Origin of the sequence: Clostridium sp. C1, from assembly GCF_018223625.1 — a bacterium.
Lineage (GTDB): Bacteria > Bacillota_I > Bacilli_A > Erysipelotrichales > Coprobacillaceae > Allocoprobacillus.
Genome location: NZ_CP073631.1, coordinates 1,354,103 through 1,375,052 on the forward strand (window position 1 = coordinate 1,354,103; position 20,950 = coordinate 1,375,052).

Sequence of the window (20,950 nt, forward strand, 5' to 3'; positions counted from 1 at the left end):
ATTCATTATACACCTTCCCTATCTATTTTGAATATAATTTATACAAGAATAAAACTGATTCAAGGAGATTCTACATGCTTATAATGATTTATTCATTTGATAATAGCGCCAACCATCTCGACATATATAAAAGAGAAGAAACAGTATAATAGCACTATAATATAAAGATTGTAAATAAGCCACTAACATGATGGCAATAAGACATAGAAAAGCCATGACTTTTTGAATCTTGAAACGATGTATATAAACTTCTTTAAACATTTGCCAGGCTTCTAATAAAATCGTTAAGCAGGCTGATAAAACCAGACAATAAATCAGACTCTTTTGAAAAGCAGACGAATAGTTTGTATAAAGATATCCCTGTCCCAAGAGATTTCTTATAATAACCAGATAAATAAAGCTGATGCCATAATGAATGCCTATTCTCTCTTTCATAAAGTATCCCTCCTTAACGTTTCCATAAAATCCTTTACATAATAACGTGTCAATAACAGCTTTTTTTGACTTTTTAAGGTCAGAATATATCTTCTTTGAACCTCTGGTATAATACTCTCTATCTTATGAATATTGACCAAAGTTGATTTATTAATTCTGACAAAACCATAAGGTTTCAGTTTTTCCTCTAATTCATAAAGCTTCTGATAGATCTGATATTGAAGATGTTCACTATGAACAAAAGCTTCCTGTGAATAACCTTCAATGAAATCAATCTGTTGAGGTAAAAGTTTGTATTGTTTTTCATCAGCATAACCGAGAACATATTTTTGATGCAAACTCTGTAAGTATAAAATTAGATCTTCTATATGTTCCATAGAAAAGTAATAACACATACCTTCATAATCAAAACCTTTTTCTACAATGACAATATCTAACTGCTGATATTCTCTTAGCATAGATTTTAAAGTATCAAGATGATCGGGTGCACATATGATTTTCATAGGACTTCCTACAATTCACAGATGCAAGAATCAATAACCTGATAATTTTCATCTCGATATTCTATTTTTAGTTTTGATAAATGATCTAATGGCTGATGAATAAAACGTTGGCTTATATTAAGTTTATAATGATCTTGACCAAGGAAATTATCATATTTAAGAATCAAATTTTCTTCGTTATTTTCATTGACTGTATAAAACAAGATATTAGTTATCTGATCTTGATTCTGTTTTAATGTTATTTGTGGTGGATTAGTGATTACATTCATATCGTATTTCAGGTTTTCCATACAGATATTTTCATCCTCATAACGATACACATGAGATGTTACTTGTTCTAAAGTCGACATCTGCTGATAATAACACTCGCCATTTTGATTATAAAGCTTTAATACAAAATTGAAGGCATCTGTATAATCTTGAATATTTTGAATCTCACTATAACGATCATCTTGAACATAAACACCTACATAACCTGTAAATGGTGTCGTTTCTCCTTCTTCATATTCAACAGTCTGAAACGGTCCTGATGAAGAGACAATGACCTGATCATAATTCAAAATCTGATATTCAACTTGACTTAAGTCTTTGAATAAATCCTGACGAATATAGATTTCAATCGGTGTATAGGATACACTTTCTCTTCCCAAAAACAGTGTGCTCTGTTGTTCTTTTCGATAACCAAAAGGCAAGATTTTATAATCTTCTTCGTTCACTTATAAAAGTCAAGATAATTTGACCAATTTGTTGCAATTAAGTGTTCTCAGTTTTTTTAGGATTTAATTTATCTTTGATTCGATAAGATGGACCTGTGATATTAAATAAATATGAATAATGAAGAATCCTGTCTAATATGGCTTTAGTTATCATTTCATCATTTCCTAATATCTGTGACCATTTATCAAATGAAATATTGCTTGTAAAAATAGTAGATCGTTTAGTATATCTTAAATCAATCAATTGAAAAAATAATTTAGCTTCCAGTGGTGTTATTTCATTAAATCCAACTTCATCAATGACTAGCAGCTTATACTTATAAAAGAGTCTTAGTTTTCTTTCTAATGTCCCCTCATTATATGCCTGTCTTAGTATATTGATTAATTTATTAAATTTAATAAAATATACACTATTTCTTCTTATAGCTACTGTATATGCAATTGCTATTGCCAAATGTGTTTTTCCAGTACCAGGGTTACCTACAAATACGATATTTGTAGCATTTTCATAAAAATCCGATTCAATAATAGATCTTATTTTTTCTTCTTTTATACCTGGCTGAAAATTAAAATCATAATCATCAACTTTTCTTAGAAAAGGAAATGCTGCTACTTTTACATTATAAAGTCTGTTATTCTCCTCTTTAGCTATCACTTCCTTATTCAGTATCTTATGCATTACATGCAGTTCTTCTTCAGCTATTTCATTATTCATTACTAATGAATTTAAATATGAATATGCTGATTTCAGTTTTAAATAATTCAATTGTTCCAGTACATCATTAGTCATTGTCATAAATTATATTCTCCAGTTCTTTTAATATTATTTGATTGCTTTCTTTAACTGCCTGCTTATCTGTTTTCTTATAATAAAGTTCATGTTCTTCTTTTATATTAAATTTATTATTAGTAATAGGATGTTTTTCAATAATTTTTCCGTTATAATATATAAGAAGTTCTTTGTTTTGGACCACTAGTCCGACACGTTTTCCAATATATTCTTGTGGTAGGGAATATTTATTGTATTTATACTGGAATAGTGATTCATTTGTAACATAGACTTCATTTAATTTAAGGTGATACCTGCTTCTGATTTCTTTGCTGGGTAACGGAAGCAGATCACCTTTTTCTTTTTCTAAAAGAAAATTTCTAGGAAGCCTTGTTGCCTGTGAGGAACGTTCATTATCCTCGTTATTGATTATTTCCAGTTTGTCATGTATATCAGATAATCCGCTATAATAACCGTTATAATTTTTAAGCTGATCCACTATTTTATTTTGTGTCTCAGTTTTTCCTTTGGTTTGAGGTCTATATGGCATACATGGCATAGGTGTTATTCCATAATCTTTACAGAATTCTTCAAATTTACTGTTTAATAAAGCTTTATCATCAGCTGATTTACGAGGCTTTTCTACAAATGCTTTAAGATTGTCAATGACCAGTTCTTTAGGAACACCACCGATTTCTTCAAATGCCTGGGCTAAAAATATTAACAGGTTATCAGTTGTAGGTTTTAATATTACCTGCCTGTAATTATATCTTGACCATGATAAAGTCAGAGTAGGAATATATACTACTGTCTGCGTGCCATTTTTATCTGTAAGTTTAACTTTTTCTTTCATATCGAACTGAGCCTGTTGACCAGGATTGGTTTCAAAACGTTCGATAAAAGAATCGGTTCTGTTATTTTTAAATTTACTATTGAGCTCTTCGTTATCCTTAATGTATCTGAAAATGTCGAACGTGTACAGGTGATACCATGTTCACGTTTCATAAAATAATAAATATGATCGATATAATCAAAATTTCTCTGTTCATCACACAAATATTTGTATATAAGATCTTTATAATCATCTAAATATCTTTTTCTGTTTCTTGTTTTTTTAGGTGCGATACCGTTTAGCCTTCTGCTTAGTGTTTTTCGGCTACAGTTTAATTCTCTTGCAAGTTTAGAAACATTCAATTTAATTTCTCCTTCCTTATAGGCTCTGCTTAACATTAAAGCCTGATCCAAATTATTTATTTTAATGACTGCTGTATTCAATATAATTCACTCCTTTACAGGAAAGAATTATATCAAAAAAGATTACCCTGATTAATGCAAAGTGTAACCACTTATCTGCAACAATTTGGGTAATCTTATTTTAACTTTTATATCACTTTTAAATAGCATGATTCTTCATATAAAACTTCCTGTTGGATCTGTTTTAAAAAACCATCTTTCATATAGACAATACCTAAAAGACTCGCTAAAGAAAGAACAATAATGATTGCTTTTTGATGAAATGAATAGGATAAAGATTGAACATGGATTTGGATATAATCTTCTTCTAAAAAATGATTGATTTTAACCATATGATATAAAACAATAATCAAAAGTATTTCTAAGACAATCATGAAAAAGGCAGCTATTAGCATGAAAGATGCTTCATTTGTTTTCAAAATCAATTCACCCAACAATAAAATCATCACATAAACTGTCAAATATATACGATAGCCATATCGATATTTTTTTAAAGCAGGATACTCAACAGCTATATGATCAATCCCTATATAGACAAATGTTAATGCCAGTAACCAAATCCATTGATAGAAAAAATATAATTGAAAAATTTCCATGATAAAACTTATTATCCATAATCCTAAAGATATCAACAGCTCTCTTGATTTGATTTTCCTTAAAACAATGACAATTCCTGCCATAATAATCATCATTGATAAAGCATCCGGAAAAAGTTCTATGCTATTGATTGAAAACGAAATACCTAGAAGCAACCAGAGCCCTAAAGCTATGATACCAATTCCCATCCTACTCACCTCTTTCAATTATGATTATACATGATTGTGTGAAAAAATGGTTAAATACTCTCTCACATAGCCAAAAACCTATCTCAGTTGCCAAATAAAAAAGGGATTGCGTCAATCCCTAAAAATGACCCTTGATTTCTTGAATAAATTTTTGATAAGAATCAATCACCTGATCACACCATTGATCAAATGTTTCATCTTTAACTTTCTTTTCTGGATACTGTTCCATATAGTCAAGATACATCTTCAACCCTTCCTGAATCATAATATGATTTTGAAAATCAGGAATATCTCTTTGAATTTTTGACATATCAAACAGACATGAATATTGCTTATCTCCTAGAATTGATGATTCAATATCATAAGTTTGAGAGAGTGCTAATGTATCACTGGCAATATGAATGATTTTTGGTTCTTTGTTTAATAATGCATATAAATCACGATAAATCATATCCCAGTTCACCACAACAGGATTAATATTATGATAAGCCTGACCAATTGTCTTTTCATTATTGATCAGTTGAATAAAATTATAGGCAAAATCCTGATTATGAGTACAATGCCATGTGCTCTTACCATCACCATGAACAATGACTGGCTTATCATTTAAAATACGATCAACCACACTCCAACAGCTTTTTCCTTTGACACTTAAAGGAATACGATCATATCCATAAGTTTGTGAAGGACGAACAATCGTAATAGGAAAACCAAATTCTTCATAAGCTTTCATAAAGATTTGTTCACATTTTGTTTTCTCTCTTCCATATTCAGAATAGATATTATTTTGTTCATGTGATTCATGAATTATCACAGCTGTTTCATGATTATAAGTCACAACTGTAGATATAAAGATATATTGTTGAATCTTTCCTTTAAATAACTGAATTTGTTTAATAGCTTCTTCTGGCTTATAGATAATGAAGTTACAAACAATATCAAAAGAATAATCTTTTAAAATTTCTTCCATTTTTGCAGTATCATGAAAATCACAGATTATCTGATGAGCATGTTCAGGTAAAGACTTATGTCCACGATTCATAACGTATAATTCAATATCCTGATTTTGACTTAATGCTTCACATATAGGCAGAGATATTGTACCTGTTCCACCAATTAATAAAACTTTTAAAGGTTTCTTTGTAAGTATCATCTTATTCATCTCCATTTATTTTGATAATTTTATTATATCAATAAAATGAATCCTTGAAAATCTTTTTTAAAATTCTATGATTCATCATATTCTCTGACTTTTATTCCATCTTCTTTTTATCAAAAAGAGGTCTATAACCTCAATAAACATCAAAAATCAGTTTATGACATGTTATAGACCTTTTTTAAAAGTTTTTCACTTTTTCTTCAAATTCATCTAACCAATCAGATGAATAGTTTTCAATCATTCCCATATCAGAAAGTTGTGTTAATTCACTATCTAAAGGTAATTGCCCCAATATCTTTAAATCATATTTATCTGCTACATCTTGAAGATGACTTTTTCCAAAGACAAAAATCTTCTTTCCACAATCAGGACATTGCACATAACTCATATTTTCCACAATACCTAAAATAGGAACATTCATTTTCTTTGCCATATTGACAGCTTTAGAAACAATCATGCTGACAAGTTCCTGTGGACTTGTGACAATCACAATACCGTCTAGAGGTAAAGACTGAAAGATTGTCAAAGGGACATCTCCAGTTCCTGGAGGCATATCTACGAACATATAATCCACTTCACCCCATCTGACATCACTCCAGAATTGTTTAATCATACCTGCTAAAATAGGTCCTCTCCATACAACAGGTTCTTCTGCATTTTCTAATAAAAGATTCGTTGACATGATCTCAATACCTTCTAAAGATTTGGCTGGAATAATTTCTTCTCCATTGGAATAAATCTGTGTACCTTCAACACCAAATGTTTTCGCAATTGATGGTCCTGTAATATCACCGTCTAATACAGCACAGCGATATCCTTCACGCTGTTTTAAAACAGCCAACAAAGACGTAATAGATGATTTTCCTACACCACCTTTACCACTGACAACTCCAATCACTTTATGTATTTTCGAATTTTTATTCATTGGAGCTAAAAAACTTCTTTCTTCACAATCTTCCTGACATGATTGACAATCATGATTACAGTCTTGACTACTCATAATATAACCTCCACATTCTTTTCTATTATAACCTATCTGTCTTTCTTTTTCACTATTATGACTCAATATATTCCTTTTTAAAGGTAAATCCTCTTCCTTTCACCTCGTTAACCTTGCTGACAACCATAAAAGCATGTTCATCAATATTTAAAACCAGATAATTTAATTTCGGTAATTCACGGTTAGAAATGACTGTCATAATAACAGGATATTCATTTTTCATATAACCTGAAATAGATTTTAACATCGTTGTTCCACGATCAAGTTCATGAATAATCATATCATTAATTTGTTCATATTCCTTAGACACAATCATCACTTCTGTCTGTGCTTTTCCAACCACCAGAACTTTGTCTAAAACAATGGTATATGTCGCCACCAAAACAATACCATAAAGAACCATTTCTCGATCGGTATAAAAGACCTGCATTAATAAAATCAAGAAATCAAAAGCATACATAGAAACAGATACAGGTATTCCTGTCTTTTTATTAATAATCAATGGTGGAATATCCATTCCCCCTGTGGAAGCATTACATTTAATAACAAGTCCAATTGCTACACCAATCATCACTCCACCAAGCAATGCAGCGAGTAATGAATCAGTTGTCATTTGGGTATAACCTATTGTTTTTTCAAAAACACTTAAAATCAATGGATAATAAAAAGTACTAATTAATGTTGTTAAGGCAAAGGTTTTACCTAAAATCAGTAACCCAAGTAAAAACATCAAAATATTAAAAATAGATAAAAATAAAGTCATTGGAATTCCTAATAAATGCTGTGCACCAATGGATAATCCTGTTGATCCACCTGTAATCAGTCCATTAGGAACAATAAATAATAAAACAGCTAAAGCATATATCGTATTTCCAATAAGAATTCCTATAATATTTCTTATGAATTTATAATTCATCACATACACCCTTTCTTCACAAGGCACTATTATATCACGTTAAAAATCAAAAGAAAAGGTAACAGTTTTGTTACCTTATTTTTAAAGCACGTGTAGCATTAATAACTGCAATAACCATAACACCTACATCTGCAAAAATGGCTAACCACATATTCGCAATACCAAAAGCACCTAAAATTAAACAAATAAATTTAACAGCTAAAGCAAACACAATATTTTCTTTGACAATTCTTAATGTTTTTAATGAAATTTTCATAGCCAATGAAATCTTAGCCGGATCATCATCCATCAACACAATATCAGCTGCTTCAATCGCTGCATCACTACCTAAAGCGCCCATCGCAATCCCAATATCGACACGTGATAAAACTGGCGCATCATTAATACCATCACCAACAAAAGCCACTTTTTCTTTTTCACCTTTGTTTTGTAGTATTTCTTCAACCTTTTCAACCTTATCAGCTGGTAAAAGTTCACTATAAACACGATCAATACCAATCTCTTCAGCAACCTTTGTCGCAGTCTGTTTTGTATCTCCCGTTAACATAATCGTTTCTTTGATTCCTTGTGATTTTAAAGACTGAATCGCTGCTTTTGAGGTTTCTTTAATCACATCAGAAATCACAATACATCCAGCATATTGATGATCTATTGCCATATACACAACTGTTCCTTCAGGATGTTTTTCCGTAATATCTACACCTATCTTATTCATCAGTTTTTCATTACCAGCATAAACATCATGTCCATGAACAGTTCCACGAATACCATGCCCAGCGATTTCTTCAATATTACACACAGCATCTCTATCCAATGATTGTCCATAAGCCTTTTGTAAACTTAAACTGATTGGATGACTTGAAGCCATTTCCACATGAGCCGCATAATACAATAACTGTTGTTGATCATAATTGTCAGTTGGATCAATATGCGTTACTTCAAACACACCTTTTGTCAGTGTTCCAGTTTTGTCAAAAACAATATATTTGGCACTGGCAAGAGCTTCGAGATAATTTGAACCCTTCACCAAAATTCCTTTTGTTGAAGCACAACCAATGCCACCAAAGAAACTGAGTGGTATAGAAATAACCAAAGCACATGGACAACTGATAACGAGGAATGTTAAAGCTCGAATAACCCAATCACCCCATGAGGCATCTTTCCCCATCAACATCAAAACAACAGGTGGAATTATCGCTAATGCCAATGCACTATAACAAACTGCTGGTGTATAATATCTGGCAAACTTAGTAATAAAGTTTTCTGAACGTGACTTTTTCATACTTGAATTTTCTACCAAATCAAGAATTTTAGAAACTGTTGATTCACCAAATTCCTTTGTTGTTTTCACTTTAATTTCACCAGTCATATTAATAAAACCACTGATGACTTCATCGCCGCAATGTGCATCTCTTGGCACACTTTCCCCTGTCAAAGCACTCGTATTAAATGTTGTATTTCCTTCCACAATAATCCCATCAATAGGTACTTTTTCTCCAGGATTGACAATGATTTCACTACCTATTTCAACATCATCAGGATCAACTTTTTGAAGCTTACCATCTATCATCATATTAGCATAATCGGGACGAATATCCATTAATGCGGCAATATTACGACGACTTTTACCGACTGCAACACTTTGGAACAATTCCCCAATCTGATAAAACAACATAACTGCTACACCTTCACGGAATTCACCTAAACACATAGCGCCTACAGTCGCAACAGCCATCAAAAAGTTTTCATCAAAGACTTGTCTTTTCAATATACCTTTGATAGCTTTTCTTAAAATATCATACCCAATAATGAAATAAGGTATCAAATAAAAAATCACTTCAATATACAAGTTTAAAGAAACATATGAAGTTAAAATCATGATTCCAATCATGAATCCTAAAGATAACAGAATTCTATAAAGAACTTTCTTTTGTTTTTTATTCATCATAACACTCCCATTCATTTTAATATATGTTCATTTATTCATATATCAATCAAATAAATATCCCTTTTCAAGGGAATTTATTCTATAAATAAATTTCACAGTCATCTTCTACAACTTTACAATTCTTATAAGCTTTTTGCATGACTTCATCAATATTAACTCCATCTTCAAATTCAACTTTTAACTTTAATGTCATAAAGCTTAAAGTCGCATCTTTCACACCTTCTGTTTTTTTAACAGCTTCTTCCATTTTAGCTGCACAGTTTGCACAATCTACATCAACTTTATATGTCTTTTTCATCTTCTTTTTCCCCTTTCTTATTCCTCAACATGTTCCATACCCATAGACATGATTGTTCTAACATGATCATCATCTAATGAGTAAAAAATAACCTTTCCTTCACGTCTGAATTTAATCAATTTACTATCTTTGAGAACTCTCAACTGATGACTCACTGCTGATTGACTCATTCCTAAAACTAATGCGATATCTCCTACACATAATTCACTTTCAAACAATGCATAGAGAATCTTGATACGTGTTGTATCCCCAAAAACTTTAAATAAATCAGCTAATTCATATAAATATTCATCATCTGGCTGTTTATCTTGAACTCGCTTGACAATATCTTCATGAACTTCTAAATTTTCTTGATTCAATCCCATAACATCATCCTTTCAATGAACATATGAACACTTCTTCATATATAAATATATTACTATTATTCTTCTTTGTCAATAAAAACTTTACATAAATTTGATAGATTTGATTCTTCTCTTTCTGTTAGTATCATAGTAGATAAAATATTAAGAATGGAGTGAAGTTTTATGCTAAAAAAATTAAAAACTGGGCTCATATGTTTAATAATAGGAGAAATCATATCTTGGATTGTTTCTTTTGTTACTTTACCATCTTTTATTCATGGTTTTCTATTAGGTCTATCAGTTGGTTTAAAACTCATTAGTATCATTTTCATATTTATCATCATTATCAATTACCCTAAAGAAAGCAAACAATAACACAAATCATGTTATTTCTTCATTTCGTTTCCCATTCTTCATAAAGAATCTCATTTTTCAAAAAACTATAAATATGAAACATAAAAGAAGTCAAAGATAGAGACTTGTTAATATCTTGACTTCTTTATTGCTGAATACTATGAATCGTTCAAAAATAAGAAACGTCTTTTCATAAATGTGCTACTAATCAGTGAATCATTTTTACGCCCTTTTCCAAACAATCTTTTTATCCAATAGCATTATAAGCAAAATAAGATCCATTATAAAAAGATTCCAATATATATTTTGCATTCTATTTTATTTAAATACCCATTTTACTGAATAAAACTTAATGAACAAAATATTTTGTATCATTTTTTCGTATTATTTAGATGCATTAATGATTTCATTCATATTTATTTTAATCGTGATAAAATCAAAAAGTATAATTAAAAAAATAATAAGAATTTGCATAGCCAAAATATAAGCCAATACAAAATTATAGTTGTCTCCAAGCATTAGACTTACAAAAAATTGAGCTAATGGAACACCTACAAAAAAACTATAAAAATAGAGAAAATAATCTTAACGATTATATTTTCAAATACTTTTTTCATTGTTAACCCTCCATTTTTATCATATTGATTACAAAATTATAGACGTTATCTTCACTTTCTATGGTCATTTTAAGAAAAACATATCTGTTATTTTCTTTAGATTAAAATCATCTCTTGTTAAATTGAATTCTTTCATAAAAATATATCAAAATATATATAAATCATTTGATTCTGTTTCATTTGCCTTTTGATCTAACGCTTTGACTTGATATGTCCACTCAAGCTGACTTCCTTGTTCAACAGAAACTAGTGATGCAAATTCGAATACATTTTCAAAATCAAAATTGTCATTATTGAAAAATGTCTGATTTTTGATTGTCCACATACTAGAACAATCTTCCAAACTTTTTAAGGCGACATTCACTTTTGGTCCTGAATAGGAAACTGAAACATTATCAGAATATGAAGAATATGATGTTACATTATCACGCTGAGTAGGATATCTCTCTAAAATTGTTGCCTTTGCATCAGGAGAACAATGATGCAAAAGCGTAAAATATTGACCATCTTTTGAAAAGCAGGCTTTTGTCTTCAATAAATAATAATCCTTTTGATCATCAATTTCATCAGTATCCTGATACAAATCATGTGCTGTATATAAATATGTGCTTGTTGGTAGTTTCGTATCAGAATTGAATAGATAATGTCTACTCATATTGGATCCTTGAGGTTTAGTATGAAATTGATTTTTATCAATCAGATCATCTAAACAAGGAATTAAATAACTTTCTATAGAAAGGGAATCTTCATTGAAAAATACAGTTTCAATTCCATCTTTTAAATCTATATTTTCTGAATATTTGAATACTGAAAAACTTCCTTGCATTTCAACAAGCTCATCTGAAATCAGTTCACCTGTATTTAATGAATAAATAGGCTGATTATTTTGAAAAACAATATCTAATTCATTGGAAAGATTTTCAATAGTATTATTTCCAACAAATAAAATATAATTTTCTTGAATATAATCCATTATGAATTGTTTTGTTTCTAAATGTGAAAGTAATTCTTTATCCACAGCCACAACATCTTCATCATCAAAGTGATATGAATTGACTTTTGATGGATGCAATACAGTTATTATTATAGGTTCATATTTTTGATCAATCTTATTAATCATTTCACGGTTGACTGATTTCTCACTTATCAATATAACTTTTCCTTTTACAGAAAAAGTCGAATGATGGTCATTATTGAATTGAAAACTTATACCTGTTAGACAAATAATTACCAATAATGAAATAATAATGATGATAAATTTTGATTTCATATTTTCCCTTCTCACTTATTTATTATTTTTGAGTGTAGATAATTCTTTGATGTCATCTTCATTTTCATTGTATATTGGATTGTATATGTTGTCAATCATTGCACTATTCTATAAAAAAACTTACGATAGTTAATCGTAAGTTATCAAACGCAATCAATTTTCTCGTTCTATTTATATCTTTTATCCCCCGATAAATTCATCAGGAGTTTCGTCCATATTATGTGTTACTGAACAGCCAGTCATTTGCCATCTATCACATTATTAAAAATTTCCATATGAGGACTGTTTTCATAAGCATTGCGCTTTTTTATATTTACTTCTCTCTTGCGAAATGATACTCAAAATCATGATCTGTTCTCTTTAACAAGAGTTTATCATTTTCAACTTCAAAATAATAAGATGGATTAAATATAACACCATTTTCTGAAGAAGATAAAGAAACTTGATTTTCTTCAATTTTATATGTACCTTTCGTATCAGTACCTTTATCACTCATAGTAAAAGTTCCATCTTCTTTGAATTCAATACTTTCTATATCGCTTCCTTGCCATTTACCAATAATATCATCACTTCCATTATTATCACTACTATTACATCCTGTTAAGATACACATTGACATTATAACTAATAAAATCATCTTTTTCATATACATATTCTCCTTACACTCTTCTTTTATAATTGAAAAATACTAAAGCTAAATCTTCAAATTTTCACTAGTGTTTTGAACGAATCATTTTAAACGGAAGTATAAAAGTTTTCACAATGACATATTGAACAATACTTACAACCACTTCAACCATATAACTTATCGCAAGTGAAAAGAATACATTATATATCCATTGCCCAATTGTATTTCCAAATAGAGTCATTCCCCAATGAGGTAAAACATTTTCTAAATCAGTAACTAAAAATATAAATGATACAATGATTAACAAAATCATTTTAAAAGGCAATGTAAATTCAGATATGTATTCATCTGTATCACTGTCATCTGGCAAAAAATCACCATTTTTTATTCTTCTCCACTGAAGAAATTCATAAACTACAGCAATTATACATATTTCAATATAAAAATAAGGACTCGTTAAATCGGAATTTGAAATAACGAGAAATTCTCCTGCTAAAACGGTTAATCCTAGTAATAAAACAACAAAAAATTGTCCTAAGAAAAATAGTACCAATAAGAAAATATATTTTTTTGAAGCACTTTTTAGGCTTTTTAAATCAATATTCATATTCCAATAACTTAGAATAGCTATACCCAGACTGATTACAATCAAACATATTAACCCCAGCGGATATTTTTTAAAGCCATAAGTAACATATAAAGGAAAATTACTGATCAATTGTAAAAGTAATTTAAATGTAATCATCTTTTCTTACACCTTCTCTTGATTAAAAATCTATTTTGTTTTAAATCTATACATAAATGATATTTTTTCATATTTACAAGATTTTATTCTCCTTGAACACTTTTTATTTTATAGTTTTTTTAACGATTGTCTATAAATATTTCATATGCGAGAAAAATAATGTTTCATGGTTTCAAATTATCATTTTCATACTTTTCTATAAACAGATTGTCTTCTTCATCATTTTTGAGTTCTCTTAACATCTTAAGTTGTTTTAATTAGAATGATAAGACGAATTATCAGAAACTTTTATAAGTGAACTACTATAAGACTGAAGTCTATCCAAATAATTTAATGGAAATTGTTTTAATAACATATACCTTTTCAGATTCTTTTTTAACATTTCAATAGTATCGCTTCTTTTTAACTTCAATTTTTTTACTGAAACATCCATATATCAATCCTCCTTTTGAATTTAGGCACAAAAAAACTATGTTGATTACAACATAGCTTATAGCCGAACCACTGTCATTGAGTTTGCCAAAATAGATATTTAGTTGATATACTCTGCATTTTTTTACTCTATTAATAAAATGGAGCGGGTGATGGGAATCGAACCCACGTAGTCAGCTTGGAAGGCTGAAGTTCTACCATTGAACTACACCCGCTTGTCTGGTGCGGATGACAGGACTTGAACCTGCACGCCGAAGCACTAGATCCTAAGAAAAATGTCACATCATCCATCTATCTTCATTTACACTAATTTAGTGGCATTAAATCACATTAGCTAGAAATTCATAAATGCCCTATTTATAAGGATAAATGACACCAAATAAACATAAATGAACTTAAATTTATGTAGATAATATAAATATTAAATAAAATAACAAATGTTGGACATATGTTGTCCATTTAGAACAACTCTATTTATTTCCATAAAGCTAACTAATCATTTAGTTAGTTTTTTATTACTTAACTATATTTTCTCTACAAAAGTTATATTAGCAAAAACAAAATATAAAATCAATAAAAATTTGCACACTAGACTAAAAAATAATTAAGTCTAGTGCGTTTAATAAATAAACGAACCCATATATTAATATAGAAAGAGATTTTTTCCTATTCTCAAAAAAAATATTATTTGAAAATTCATTAGAAAGATGGACTCGTTTCATCTTTTTTTACATAACCAGTCTTAGCACTGGTCATGGGAAAGGAGGTAAATTTATATGACAAAGAAATGCAATGTAATAGTAGTTGCAAACCAAAAAGGTGGAACAGGAAAAACCACTACTACTGAAAATGTAGGCATAGGTTTAGCCAATCAAGGTAAAAAAGTATTGATGGTTGACTTTGATCCACAGGGAGATTTATCAGCTTGTTTAGGATTAAAGAATACTGATGATATGGAAAACACTATATCTAAGGCAATGAATGATATTATCTATGATAAGGAAGTTGATTACAATAGCTTGATCGTTCATCACGAGGAACAGATTGACTTAATCCCAAGCAACATTGAACTTGCTGACTTTGAATTAAAGTTAGTGAGTGTCATGAATCGTGAACGTGTTCTTGATATGTGTCTTAATCCTCTCAAACAACATTATGACTATATCTTAATTGACTGTCCCCCTTCTCTTGGTATGTTGACAATCAATGCATTATCCGCTGCTGACAATATTCTGATACCTGTACAAGCTCAGTATCTCCCAGCTAAAGGAATGACTAAGCTACTGAATACAATCGGCAAGGTAAAACATCAAATCAATCCAAAGGTCGATATACTTGGTGTTGCCATCACTCTTGCTAATATGCAGACCAATCTGGGGAAAAGTACAGTGGACACAATTAGAGAAAATTATGGAAAACATATTAAAGTCTTTAATTCGATTATTCCTATTGGTGTTAAAGCTGCTGAAGCCAGTGTATCTGGAAAGAGTGTATATCAGCACGCAAAAGACAGTAACGTGGCTAAAGCTTATGAAGATTTAACTAAGGAAATCACAAAAATTGAAAGGTCAAAACATAAAGGTACACCAGAAAGATAGGAGTTGAAATATCATGAACAAATTTGATTTAGGACTTCCTAAATTTGAAGATACTCTTTTCTCCACTGAGGAACAAAGACAGGAAGCCAGACTTGAAAAGGTCATGAAAATTCCTATCAGTGAAATTCATGACTTCAAACAGCACCCTTTCCATGTCCGTATGGACGAGGATATGGTAAAACTGATTGACAGCGTAAAAGAAAATGGTGTCTTAATGCCTGCTCTTGTCAGGCCAGATAAAAATGGCGGATATGAGATGGTATCAGGGCACAGGAGAAAATTTGCGTTAGAGCAAAATGGAATGACAGAAATCGATGCTATCGTTAGAGAGCTTGATGATAACCAAGCTACCATCATCATGGTAGATAGTAATATTCAACGTGAAAACATTCTGCCAACTGAACGCGGATTTGCCTATCGTATGAAATTAGAGGCAATGAAGAGACAAGGAAAAAGAACAGATTTAACTTGTGGCCAACTTGACCACAAGTCAATGAAAGGCAAGAAATCTGTTCATTTAATTGCCGAAGAGTCTGGAGATAGTGTTAAACAGGTACAACGTTACATTCGATTAACCTACTTGGTTAAGGACTTAAGAGATATGGTCGATGGTATTCATGAAGATGGCTTTACTATCGCATTGAACCCAGCCTATGAACTATCATTTCTTCAAATCAAGGAACAAAACGAACTCGTTGAAGTCATCAAGGAAACTTTAGCTACACCTAGCCTTGCTCAGGCTCAGGAATTAAAACGTAAAAGTCAAAGTGAAGAGTTATCTAAAGATATGATGATGGATATGTTACTGGCGGACAAACCAAACCAAAAGGAAAAAATAAGTCTCAAGATGGAAGAAATTAATAAATATTTTCCAAAATCCTATACACCTAACCAAAAAAAGGAGATTATTCTCAAATTATTGGGTGAATGGCATAAAAAAAGAGAAAGAGAACATTCTAGATAATTTATATTCACACATGTGAATGATAAAATTGCAGAATTTTTGAATTTCAGCGTATTCATGGGGGTAGTACGCCTTTTTTCGTTGCCAGTCGTGACTGTTTTTCCCCCTAAAACCCCCTTAACATTCCGAAAGGAATCACCTTTGAACTCTTAAATTCACTATATATTATAACTAGCTAATTATATATAGAAATACTTATATAATTTCATACATTTGTTATAAAAAATAGAGTTATTTATAATCATAACAAGAGGTGATTGTTATGAAGAAAATATTAATAGCATTATTTATCATCGGTTTAGCTGTTTATTTAACTTCAGATAGTGAAGAAAAGCAAAAACGCAAAGAATATAACGTTGAACAAATAGAAAAGAATATTGCACCATATGTCAATTAAATCAAAATTAAATAAGCAGAATATTAAAGACATCTCAAATATGAGGTGTCTTTTTTGCTGGAAAGGAAATATAAATATGAAGATTAAAATAAGATCTCCATGTTTATTCTTTTAATTTAAAACATTGCAAATAAAGAATAAAAATACAAAGGAGAAGAACTATGATTAGCCGAATAAAGAAATATTTCAAAAAGACAATACTATGCCTTGCTAGTACTGTAACCATCATGGGAAGCATGACAATTAATGCTAGTGCATTAACTGGAATAACCAGTTCAATAAGATATCCAGAATGGAAATTAGCTTATCCTGATACTGAACAAACCGAGGGAACAGAAGGATATCTAATGGTTAACAATGAACCTGTTTTCTGCGTCAATTATCATGAAACATTTAGAAGCGGAAAAACAGTTACACAGGGAACTTTTGCTGATGTAGGCATCAGTGAAGAAAAAGCAAAAAAACTAAGCCTTATTGCTTATTATGGGACTAAGGTACCAGGAAGAACTGATAGAGACTGGTATGCTATTACCCAAGGACTTATTTGGAGAGTCATCCATGAAGATGATAGCCTTAAATATGTTCGTACCAATACAACTCCAAACTTTGCAAGCACCCAAGCTGCATGGAATCAAATTTTAGCAGATGTCGATAGATATTATGTAACACCGTCATTTACAGATACTACACAGACAGTTGATGCCGATAGAAGCATCACATTAGCAGATTCAAATGGTGTATTAAACGATATGGTTATTACAGATAACGGCGGATTAGATGTATCCATTCAAGATAACAATCTGATCATCAATGGAAAACCTGATGCGTCTGATGAAGTCACTATCACCTTAAAGAAAAATATTCCAGCTAATGAAACTGGTACAAGCATTGTTTATACATCTCCAGATTGCCAAAGTGTTGCCAGTTTCAAAGTAGATAATAATTTGGAAGTCAAATTAAATGTTGTAGTTAATAAATTCGGTAAATTAGAATTAACAAAATACAATGATGATAAAACATCTACAGTTGCTGAAACATCTTATCGTATCACTGGACCTAATGGTTTTGATGAAACGCACACAACTGATAAAAATGGAAAAATCAAATTAGATAGATTAGTTCCTGGTGAATACAAAGCAGTAGAAACAAAAGCAGGTAACGGTTATCTGATCAATGTATCAGAGAAAACTTTTACAATCAAAGCCAATGAAACAACTTCTATTGAATTTACTAATAACGAACCAACTGGAAAGATAGAATTAACAAAATCTATCGATTCTTCTAAAACAAATGGTTTAATCGGTGATGCAACATTGGAAGGCAATACTTATGAATTGCATGCCAATGAAAGAATCACGAATAAAGCTGGTACAAAAACATATTATGAAAAAGATGCTTTAGTATCAGCCAAGGAAACAAACAAAGATGGAAAAATCACTTGGGACAATCTTCCTCTAGGTAATTATTACATCAAGGAAATATCATCAAATGATTCATTGGTTTTAAATACTTCTATTATCAATGTTTCTCTTGAGTATCAAGATCAGACAGTTTCTAAAGTTGTCAAAAAAGCAGATACATCAAATCGTGTCAACATGCAAAAAATTCAGGTGTTCAAATCAGGTGAAAAAGATGGAATTTCTGGTATTGTGAAAGGATTACAAGGAGCAGAATTTACCTTTAAATTGAAATCTGAAGTTGATCACGTTGGATGGGATAATGCAACAACATATGCAATCATCACTACTGATGAAAATGGTCGTGCTACGACTCCATATCTTCCTCATGGAGAATATTTGGTCAAAGAAACAAAGACTCCAAAGGACTATATCACTGCGCCAGACTTTACTATTTCAGTGACTGATGATTACACAGAATATGAAGATATTGAACAAATCAAGATTATCAATATCAACAATAGACCATTCACTTCACAATTAAAACTTGTAAAAATTGATGAAGAAACAGGAAAGACAGTCACTTTAAATGGTGCAAGCTTTAAAATCAAGGACAGTAAGGGTAACTATGTTGTTCAAAAAGTCGCTGGACAAAAAATTGATACTTTTACAACAAATTCAAAGAATCAGATAGCTGTTCCTTTTGGTGAACTAGGAGAAGTGACTTTACCATTAGAATTGGATGCAGGAGCATATACAATTGAAGAAATCAAAGTTCCTGAAGGATTTTTAGATTTGAAAGAACCGATTACTTTTACTATCACTAATCAATATGATTATGACGTAGACGATGATAAAGCACCTATTCTTACAGTAAAAGTAGCCAATGCTCAGCCAAAAGGTAAGATCATCATCAACAAAACGGATAAAGAAACTGGTAAGGCCATGGCTGATGTTGAATATCTGCTAACTGCTAAAAATGATATTGTTTCTGCAATAGATGGATCTATTCTTTTCAAAAAAGGCGAAGCTGTTGCTAAAGGAAAAACCGATGTCAATGGACAGATCATTATTGACGATCTATTCATGGGTGAATATCGACTTAAAGAAACATTGACAAATGAAGGGTATGTTTTAGATGAAACTGTACATGACATTATCTTTAAAGCAGAAGATACAACAACTAAGGAATATACTCATGAAATCAATGTAACAAATATTGCTCCATATGGACAGATTGACTTATTTAAGACTGACAAGGATACAAAAGAACCATTAGGTGGCATTACATTTGAATTAACAGCAAAGGAAGATATCTATTCATTAGATGGAAGAAATACATTACTGTATAAAGCTGGTGATAAAGTATCCGTAGATATTTCTGAAAACGGATTATATGTAACCAATGAACTTGGAGAAATCCATATTGGAAATCTTCCATTAGGAAAATATGAATTGAAAGAAGTTCAGACTCTTGAAGGATATGTACCAAACGATACTGTTTATGATATTGATTTAAGCTATGATCACAGTGATAAAATTATCTATACAAAAGAAATCAATATAGAAAATGAAAAAACAACAGCTGAAATTTCTAAAGTCAGTGCAACTGATGAAAAAGAACTGCCAGGAGCTCAGTTATCATTATTTGATAAAGAAGGAAATCTTGTAGAAACATGGATTTCAGGAAATGAACCACATATCATCAGAGGCTTGTTAGTCAATGAAGAATACACACTTCATGAAGACTTGGCACCTATTGGTTATGCAACAGCCAGTGATGTGACTTTTACAGTCAATGCTGATGGAACTCCAACAAAAGTGACTATGAAAGATGAAATCACAAAAGTAGATATTTCAAAGGTCGATGCAACAAATGAAAAAGAAATCGAAGGTGCCAAACTCACTTTGACTGATAAGGAAACAGGAGAAGTGATTGAACAATGGACTTCAGAGAAAGAACCACATCGAATCGAAGGACTGGAAGTAGGAAAAATTTATATCCTACATGAAGATCTTGCCCCAGTAGGATATGAAGTTGCCAGTGATGTGGAATTTACTATTGCTGATACTGGAGAAGTTCAAAAAGTTGTTATGAAGGATCAACCTAAGGCAACTGTTGTCAAGACAGGAGATGATTCTCAAACAGGATTATATCTAGCAGTCATGGCAATGGCAGGAATCGCAACCCTAGTGATATTAAGAAAATCAAAAAAGAAAGATGGTGACATGAATGAACAGTAGCCTATGGATTATAACAGTAACATTATCAATCATGATAGCTGTTTTAGGCATCAAGATATATGTCAAAGTCAAAAGACAAAAAAAAAAACTCATTGAAATGAAACAAAAACAATAATAATAACAATTAATTATTAAAAACAGGTGGCATCATCGCTGCCTGTTTTTAGATAAAGGAAA

The 20,950-nt window shown here is 30.8% G+C and carries 23 protein-coding genes and 1 tRNA gene; 6 read left to right on the forward strand and 18 right to left on the reverse strand.

The features are described from left to right. Nucleotides 1–78: 78 nt before the first annotated feature. The 13 genes from KEC48_RS07395 to KEC48_RS07455 form a co-directional block, all read right to left on the reverse strand. On the reverse strand, nucleotides 79–435 hold the full coding sequence (locus KEC48_RS07395) for a hypothetical protein (RefSeq protein ID WP_211965162.1): 357 nt from the start codon (nucleotides 433–435) through the stop codon (nucleotides 79–81). After that, complete coding sequence (locus KEC48_RS07400; RefSeq protein WP_211965163.1) at nucleotides 432–938, reverse strand: LytTR family DNA-binding domain-containing protein; 507 nt, start codon at nucleotides 936–938, stop codon at nucleotides 432–434. The genes KEC48_RS07395 and KEC48_RS07400 overlap by 4 nt, the downstream gene beginning before the upstream one ends. 8 nt (nucleotides 939–946) lie before the next feature. Further along, entirely contained in the window at nucleotides 947–1,654 is a 708-nt protein-coding gene (locus tag KEC48_RS07405; RefSeq protein ID WP_211965164.1) for a hypothetical protein, read from the reverse strand. A gap of 37 nt (nucleotides 1,655–1,691) precedes the next feature. Then, nucleotides 1,692–2,450 carry an IS21-like element helper ATPase IstB gene (gene istB, locus KEC48_RS07410; protein ID WP_211961934.1) on the reverse strand — a complete coding sequence of 253 codons (759 nt, stop codon included), beginning with the start codon at nucleotides 2,448–2,450 and terminating at the stop codon, nucleotides 1,692–1,694. Further along, nucleotides 2,437–3,276 carry a DDE-type integrase/transposase/recombinase gene (locus tag KEC48_RS07415; protein ID WP_211965165.1) on the reverse strand — a complete coding sequence of 280 codons (840 nt, stop codon included), beginning with the start codon at nucleotides 3,274–3,276 and terminating at the stop codon, nucleotides 2,437–2,439. Before KEC48_RS07415 ends, istB begins: the two co-directional genes overlap by 14 nt. After that, nucleotides 3,273–3,698 carry a hypothetical protein gene (locus KEC48_RS07420; protein ID WP_211961932.1) on the reverse strand — a complete coding sequence of 142 codons (426 nt, stop codon included), beginning with the start codon at nucleotides 3,696–3,698 and terminating at the stop codon, nucleotides 3,273–3,275. The genes KEC48_RS07415 and KEC48_RS07420 overlap by 4 nt, the downstream gene beginning before the upstream one ends. 107 nt (nucleotides 3,699–3,805) lie before the next feature. Next, nucleotides 3,806–4,462 carry a hypothetical protein gene (locus KEC48_RS07425; RefSeq protein ID WP_211965166.1) on the reverse strand — a complete coding sequence of 219 codons (657 nt, stop codon included), beginning with the start codon at nucleotides 4,460–4,462 and terminating at the stop codon, nucleotides 3,806–3,808. A gap of 118 nt (nucleotides 4,463–4,580) precedes the next feature. Further along, complete coding sequence (locus tag KEC48_RS07430; RefSeq protein ID WP_211965167.1) at nucleotides 4,581–5,624, reverse strand: NAD-dependent epimerase/dehydratase family protein; 1,044 nt, start codon at nucleotides 5,622–5,624, stop codon at nucleotides 4,581–4,583. 175 nt (nucleotides 5,625–5,799) lie between these two features. Next, nucleotides 5,800–6,621, reverse strand: coding sequence for an Mrp/NBP35 family ATP-binding protein (locus KEC48_RS07435; RefSeq protein WP_168083094.1), 822 nt, complete (start codon nucleotides 6,619–6,621; stop codon nucleotides 5,800–5,802). A 55-nt stretch (nucleotides 6,622–6,676) separates the two neighbouring features. Further along, complete coding sequence (locus KEC48_RS07440) at nucleotides 6,677–7,537, reverse strand: YitT family protein (RefSeq protein WP_211965168.1); 861 nt, start codon at nucleotides 7,535–7,537, stop codon at nucleotides 6,677–6,679. A 70-nt stretch (nucleotides 7,538–7,607) separates the two neighbouring features. Then, entirely contained in the window at nucleotides 7,608–9,482 is a 1,875-nt protein-coding gene (locus KEC48_RS07445) for a heavy metal translocating P-type ATPase (protein WP_211965169.1), read from the reverse strand. A gap of 82 nt (nucleotides 9,483–9,564) precedes the next feature. After that, nucleotides 9,565–9,783, reverse strand: coding sequence for a cation transporter (locus KEC48_RS07450; RefSeq protein WP_087244546.1), 219 nt, complete (start codon nucleotides 9,781–9,783; stop codon nucleotides 9,565–9,567). A gap of 17 nt (nucleotides 9,784–9,800) precedes the next feature. Then, complete coding sequence (locus KEC48_RS07455; RefSeq protein ID WP_087303987.1) at nucleotides 9,801–10,148, reverse strand: metalloregulator ArsR/SmtB family transcription factor; 348 nt, start codon at nucleotides 10,146–10,148, stop codon at nucleotides 9,801–9,803. A gap of 162 nt (nucleotides 10,149–10,310) precedes the next feature. Here KEC48_RS07455 and KEC48_RS07460 point away from each other — a divergent pair, with 162 nt between their 5' ends. Further along, on the forward strand, nucleotides 10,311–10,502 hold the full coding sequence (locus KEC48_RS07460; RefSeq protein WP_087936036.1) for a hypothetical protein: 192 nt from the start codon (nucleotides 10,311–10,313) through the stop codon (nucleotides 10,500–10,502). A gap of 741 nt (nucleotides 10,503–11,243) precedes the next feature. Here the strand turns inward: KEC48_RS07460 and KEC48_RS07465 are convergent. The 5 genes from KEC48_RS07465 to KEC48_RS07485 all read right to left on the reverse strand — a co-directional run bounded on the left by KEC48_RS07465 (nucleotide 11,244) and on the right by KEC48_RS07485 (nucleotide 14,388). Beyond that, nucleotides 11,244–12,368, reverse strand: a complete 1,125-nt coding sequence (locus tag KEC48_RS07465) for a hypothetical protein (RefSeq protein WP_211965170.1) — start codon at nucleotides 12,366–12,368, stop codon at nucleotides 11,244–11,246. Nucleotides 12,369–12,681: 313 nt separating this feature from the next. Beyond that, nucleotides 12,682–13,014 (reverse strand): DUF5640 domain-containing protein, encoded by a 333-nt coding sequence (locus tag KEC48_RS07470; protein WP_168083104.1) that lies wholly within the window; start codon nucleotides 13,012–13,014, stop codon nucleotides 12,682–12,684. A gap of 67 nt (nucleotides 13,015–13,081) precedes the next feature. Next, entirely contained in the window at nucleotides 13,082–13,741 is a 660-nt protein-coding gene (locus KEC48_RS07475) for a hypothetical protein (RefSeq protein ID WP_211965171.1), read from the reverse strand. A 253-nt stretch (nucleotides 13,742–13,994) separates the two neighbouring features. Beyond that, the gene (locus tag KEC48_RS07480) at nucleotides 13,995–14,174 is read right to left on the reverse strand and encodes a hypothetical protein (RefSeq protein ID WP_087303989.1); all 180 of its coding nucleotides are present in this window, start codon (nucleotides 14,172–14,174) and stop codon (nucleotides 13,995–13,997) included. 140 nt (nucleotides 14,175–14,314) lie between these two features. Next, nucleotides 14,315–14,388: transfer RNA gene (locus KEC48_RS07485), tRNA-Gly, on the reverse strand. 561 nt (nucleotides 14,389–14,949) lie between these two features. On the opposite strand from KEC48_RS07485, the gene KEC48_RS07490 reads away from it, so the two are divergent. The 5 genes from KEC48_RS07490 (at nucleotide 14,950) to KEC48_RS16335 (ending at nucleotide 20,888) form a co-directional block, all read left to right on the forward strand. After that, nucleotides 14,950–15,771 carry an AAA family ATPase gene (locus tag KEC48_RS07490; protein ID WP_211965172.1) on the forward strand — a complete coding sequence of 274 codons (822 nt, stop codon included), beginning with the start codon at nucleotides 14,950–14,952 and terminating at the stop codon, nucleotides 15,769–15,771. Nucleotides 15,772–15,784: 13 nt separating this feature from the next. After that, nucleotides 15,785–16,735 (forward strand): ParB/RepB/Spo0J family partition protein, encoded by a 951-nt coding sequence (locus KEC48_RS07495; RefSeq protein WP_211965173.1) that lies wholly within the window; start codon nucleotides 15,785–15,787, stop codon nucleotides 16,733–16,735. A 262-nt stretch (nucleotides 16,736–16,997) separates the two neighbouring features. Then, nucleotides 16,998–17,132 carry a hypothetical protein gene (locus tag KEC48_RS16330; protein ID WP_283092221.1) on the forward strand — a complete coding sequence of 45 codons (135 nt, stop codon included), beginning with the start codon at nucleotides 16,998–17,000 and terminating at the stop codon, nucleotides 17,130–17,132. Between the two features lie 161 nt (nucleotides 17,133–17,293). Next, on the forward strand, nucleotides 17,294–20,773 hold the full coding sequence (locus KEC48_RS07500; protein ID WP_211965174.1) for a SpaA isopeptide-forming pilin-related protein: 3,480 nt from the start codon (nucleotides 17,294–17,296) through the stop codon (nucleotides 20,771–20,773). Then, nucleotides 20,763–20,888: a hypothetical protein gene (locus KEC48_RS16335; protein ID WP_283092222.1), complete on the forward strand. Its 126-nt coding sequence runs from the start codon at nucleotides 20,763–20,765 to the stop codon at nucleotides 20,886–20,888. Before KEC48_RS07500 ends, KEC48_RS16335 begins: the two co-directional genes overlap by 11 nt. Nucleotides 20,889–20,950 lie beyond the last annotated feature (62 nt).

Coding starts and splice junctions, on each gene's coding strand:
- KEC48_RS07395 (WP_211965162.1), bottom strand. CDS start 435: ATGAAAGAGAGAATAGGCATTCATTATGGCATCAGCTTTATTTATCTG.
- KEC48_RS07400 (WP_211965163.1), bottom strand. CDS start 938: ATGAAAATCATATGTGCACCCGATCATCTTGATACTTTAAAATCTATG.
- istB (WP_211961934.1), bottom strand. CDS start 2,450: ATGACAATGACTAATGATGTACTGGAACAATTGAATTATTTAAAACTG.
- KEC48_RS07415 (WP_211965165.1), bottom strand. CDS start 3,276: ATGAAAGAAAAAGTTAAACTTACAGATAAAAATGGCACGCAGACAGTA.
- KEC48_RS07425 (WP_211965166.1), bottom strand. CDS start 4,462: ATGGGAATTGGTATCATAGCTTTAGGGCTCTGGTTGCTTCTAGGTATT.
- KEC48_RS07430 (WP_211965167.1), bottom strand. CDS start 5,624: ATGAATAAGATGATACTTACAAAGAAACCTTTAAAAGTTTTATTAATT.
- KEC48_RS07435 (WP_168083094.1), bottom strand. CDS start 6,621: ATGAGTAGTCAAGACTGTAATCATGATTGTCAATCATGTCAGGAAGAT.
- KEC48_RS07440 (WP_211965168.1), bottom strand. CDS start 7,537: ATGAATTATAAATTCATAAGAAATATTATAGGAATTCTTATTGGAAAT.
- KEC48_RS07445 (WP_211965169.1), bottom strand. CDS start 9,482: ATGAATAAAAAACAAAAGAAAGTTCTTTATAGAATTCTGTTATCTTTA.
- KEC48_RS07450 (WP_087244546.1), bottom strand. CDS start 9,783: ATGAAAAAGACATATAAAGTTGATGTAGATTGTGCAAACTGTGCAGCT.
- KEC48_RS07455 (WP_087303987.1), bottom strand. CDS start 10,148: ATGGGATTGAATCAAGAAAATTTAGAAGTTCATGAAGATATTGTCAAG.
- KEC48_RS07460 (WP_087936036.1), top strand. CDS start 10,311: ATGCTAAAAAAATTAAAAACTGGGCTCATATGTTTAATAATAGGAGAA.
- KEC48_RS07465 (WP_211965170.1), bottom strand. CDS start 12,368: ATGAAATCAAAATTTATCATCATTATTATTTCATTATTGGTAATTATT.
- KEC48_RS07470 (WP_168083104.1), bottom strand. CDS start 13,014: ATGAAAAAGATGATTTTATTAGTTATAATGTCAATGTGTATCTTAACA.
- KEC48_RS07475 (WP_211965171.1), bottom strand. CDS start 13,741: ATGATTACATTTAAATTACTTTTACAATTGATCAGTAATTTTCCTTTA.
- KEC48_RS07480 (WP_087303989.1), bottom strand. CDS start 14,174: ATGGATGTTTCAGTAAAAAAATTGAAGTTAAAAAGAAGCGATACTATT.
- KEC48_RS07490 (WP_211965172.1), top strand. CDS start 14,950: ATGACAAAGAAATGCAATGTAATAGTAGTTGCAAACCAAAAAGGTGGA.
- KEC48_RS07495 (WP_211965173.1), top strand. CDS start 15,785: ATGAACAAATTTGATTTAGGACTTCCTAAATTTGAAGATACTCTTTTC.
- KEC48_RS16330 (WP_283092221.1), top strand. CDS start 16,998: ATGAAGAAAATATTAATAGCATTATTTATCATCGGTTTAGCTGTTTAT.
- KEC48_RS07500 (WP_211965174.1), top strand. CDS start 17,294: ATGATTAGCCGAATAAAGAAATATTTCAAAAAGACAATACTATGCCTT.
- KEC48_RS16335 (WP_283092222.1), top strand. CDS start 20,763: ATGAACAGTAGCCTATGGATTATAACAGTAACATTATCAATCATGATA.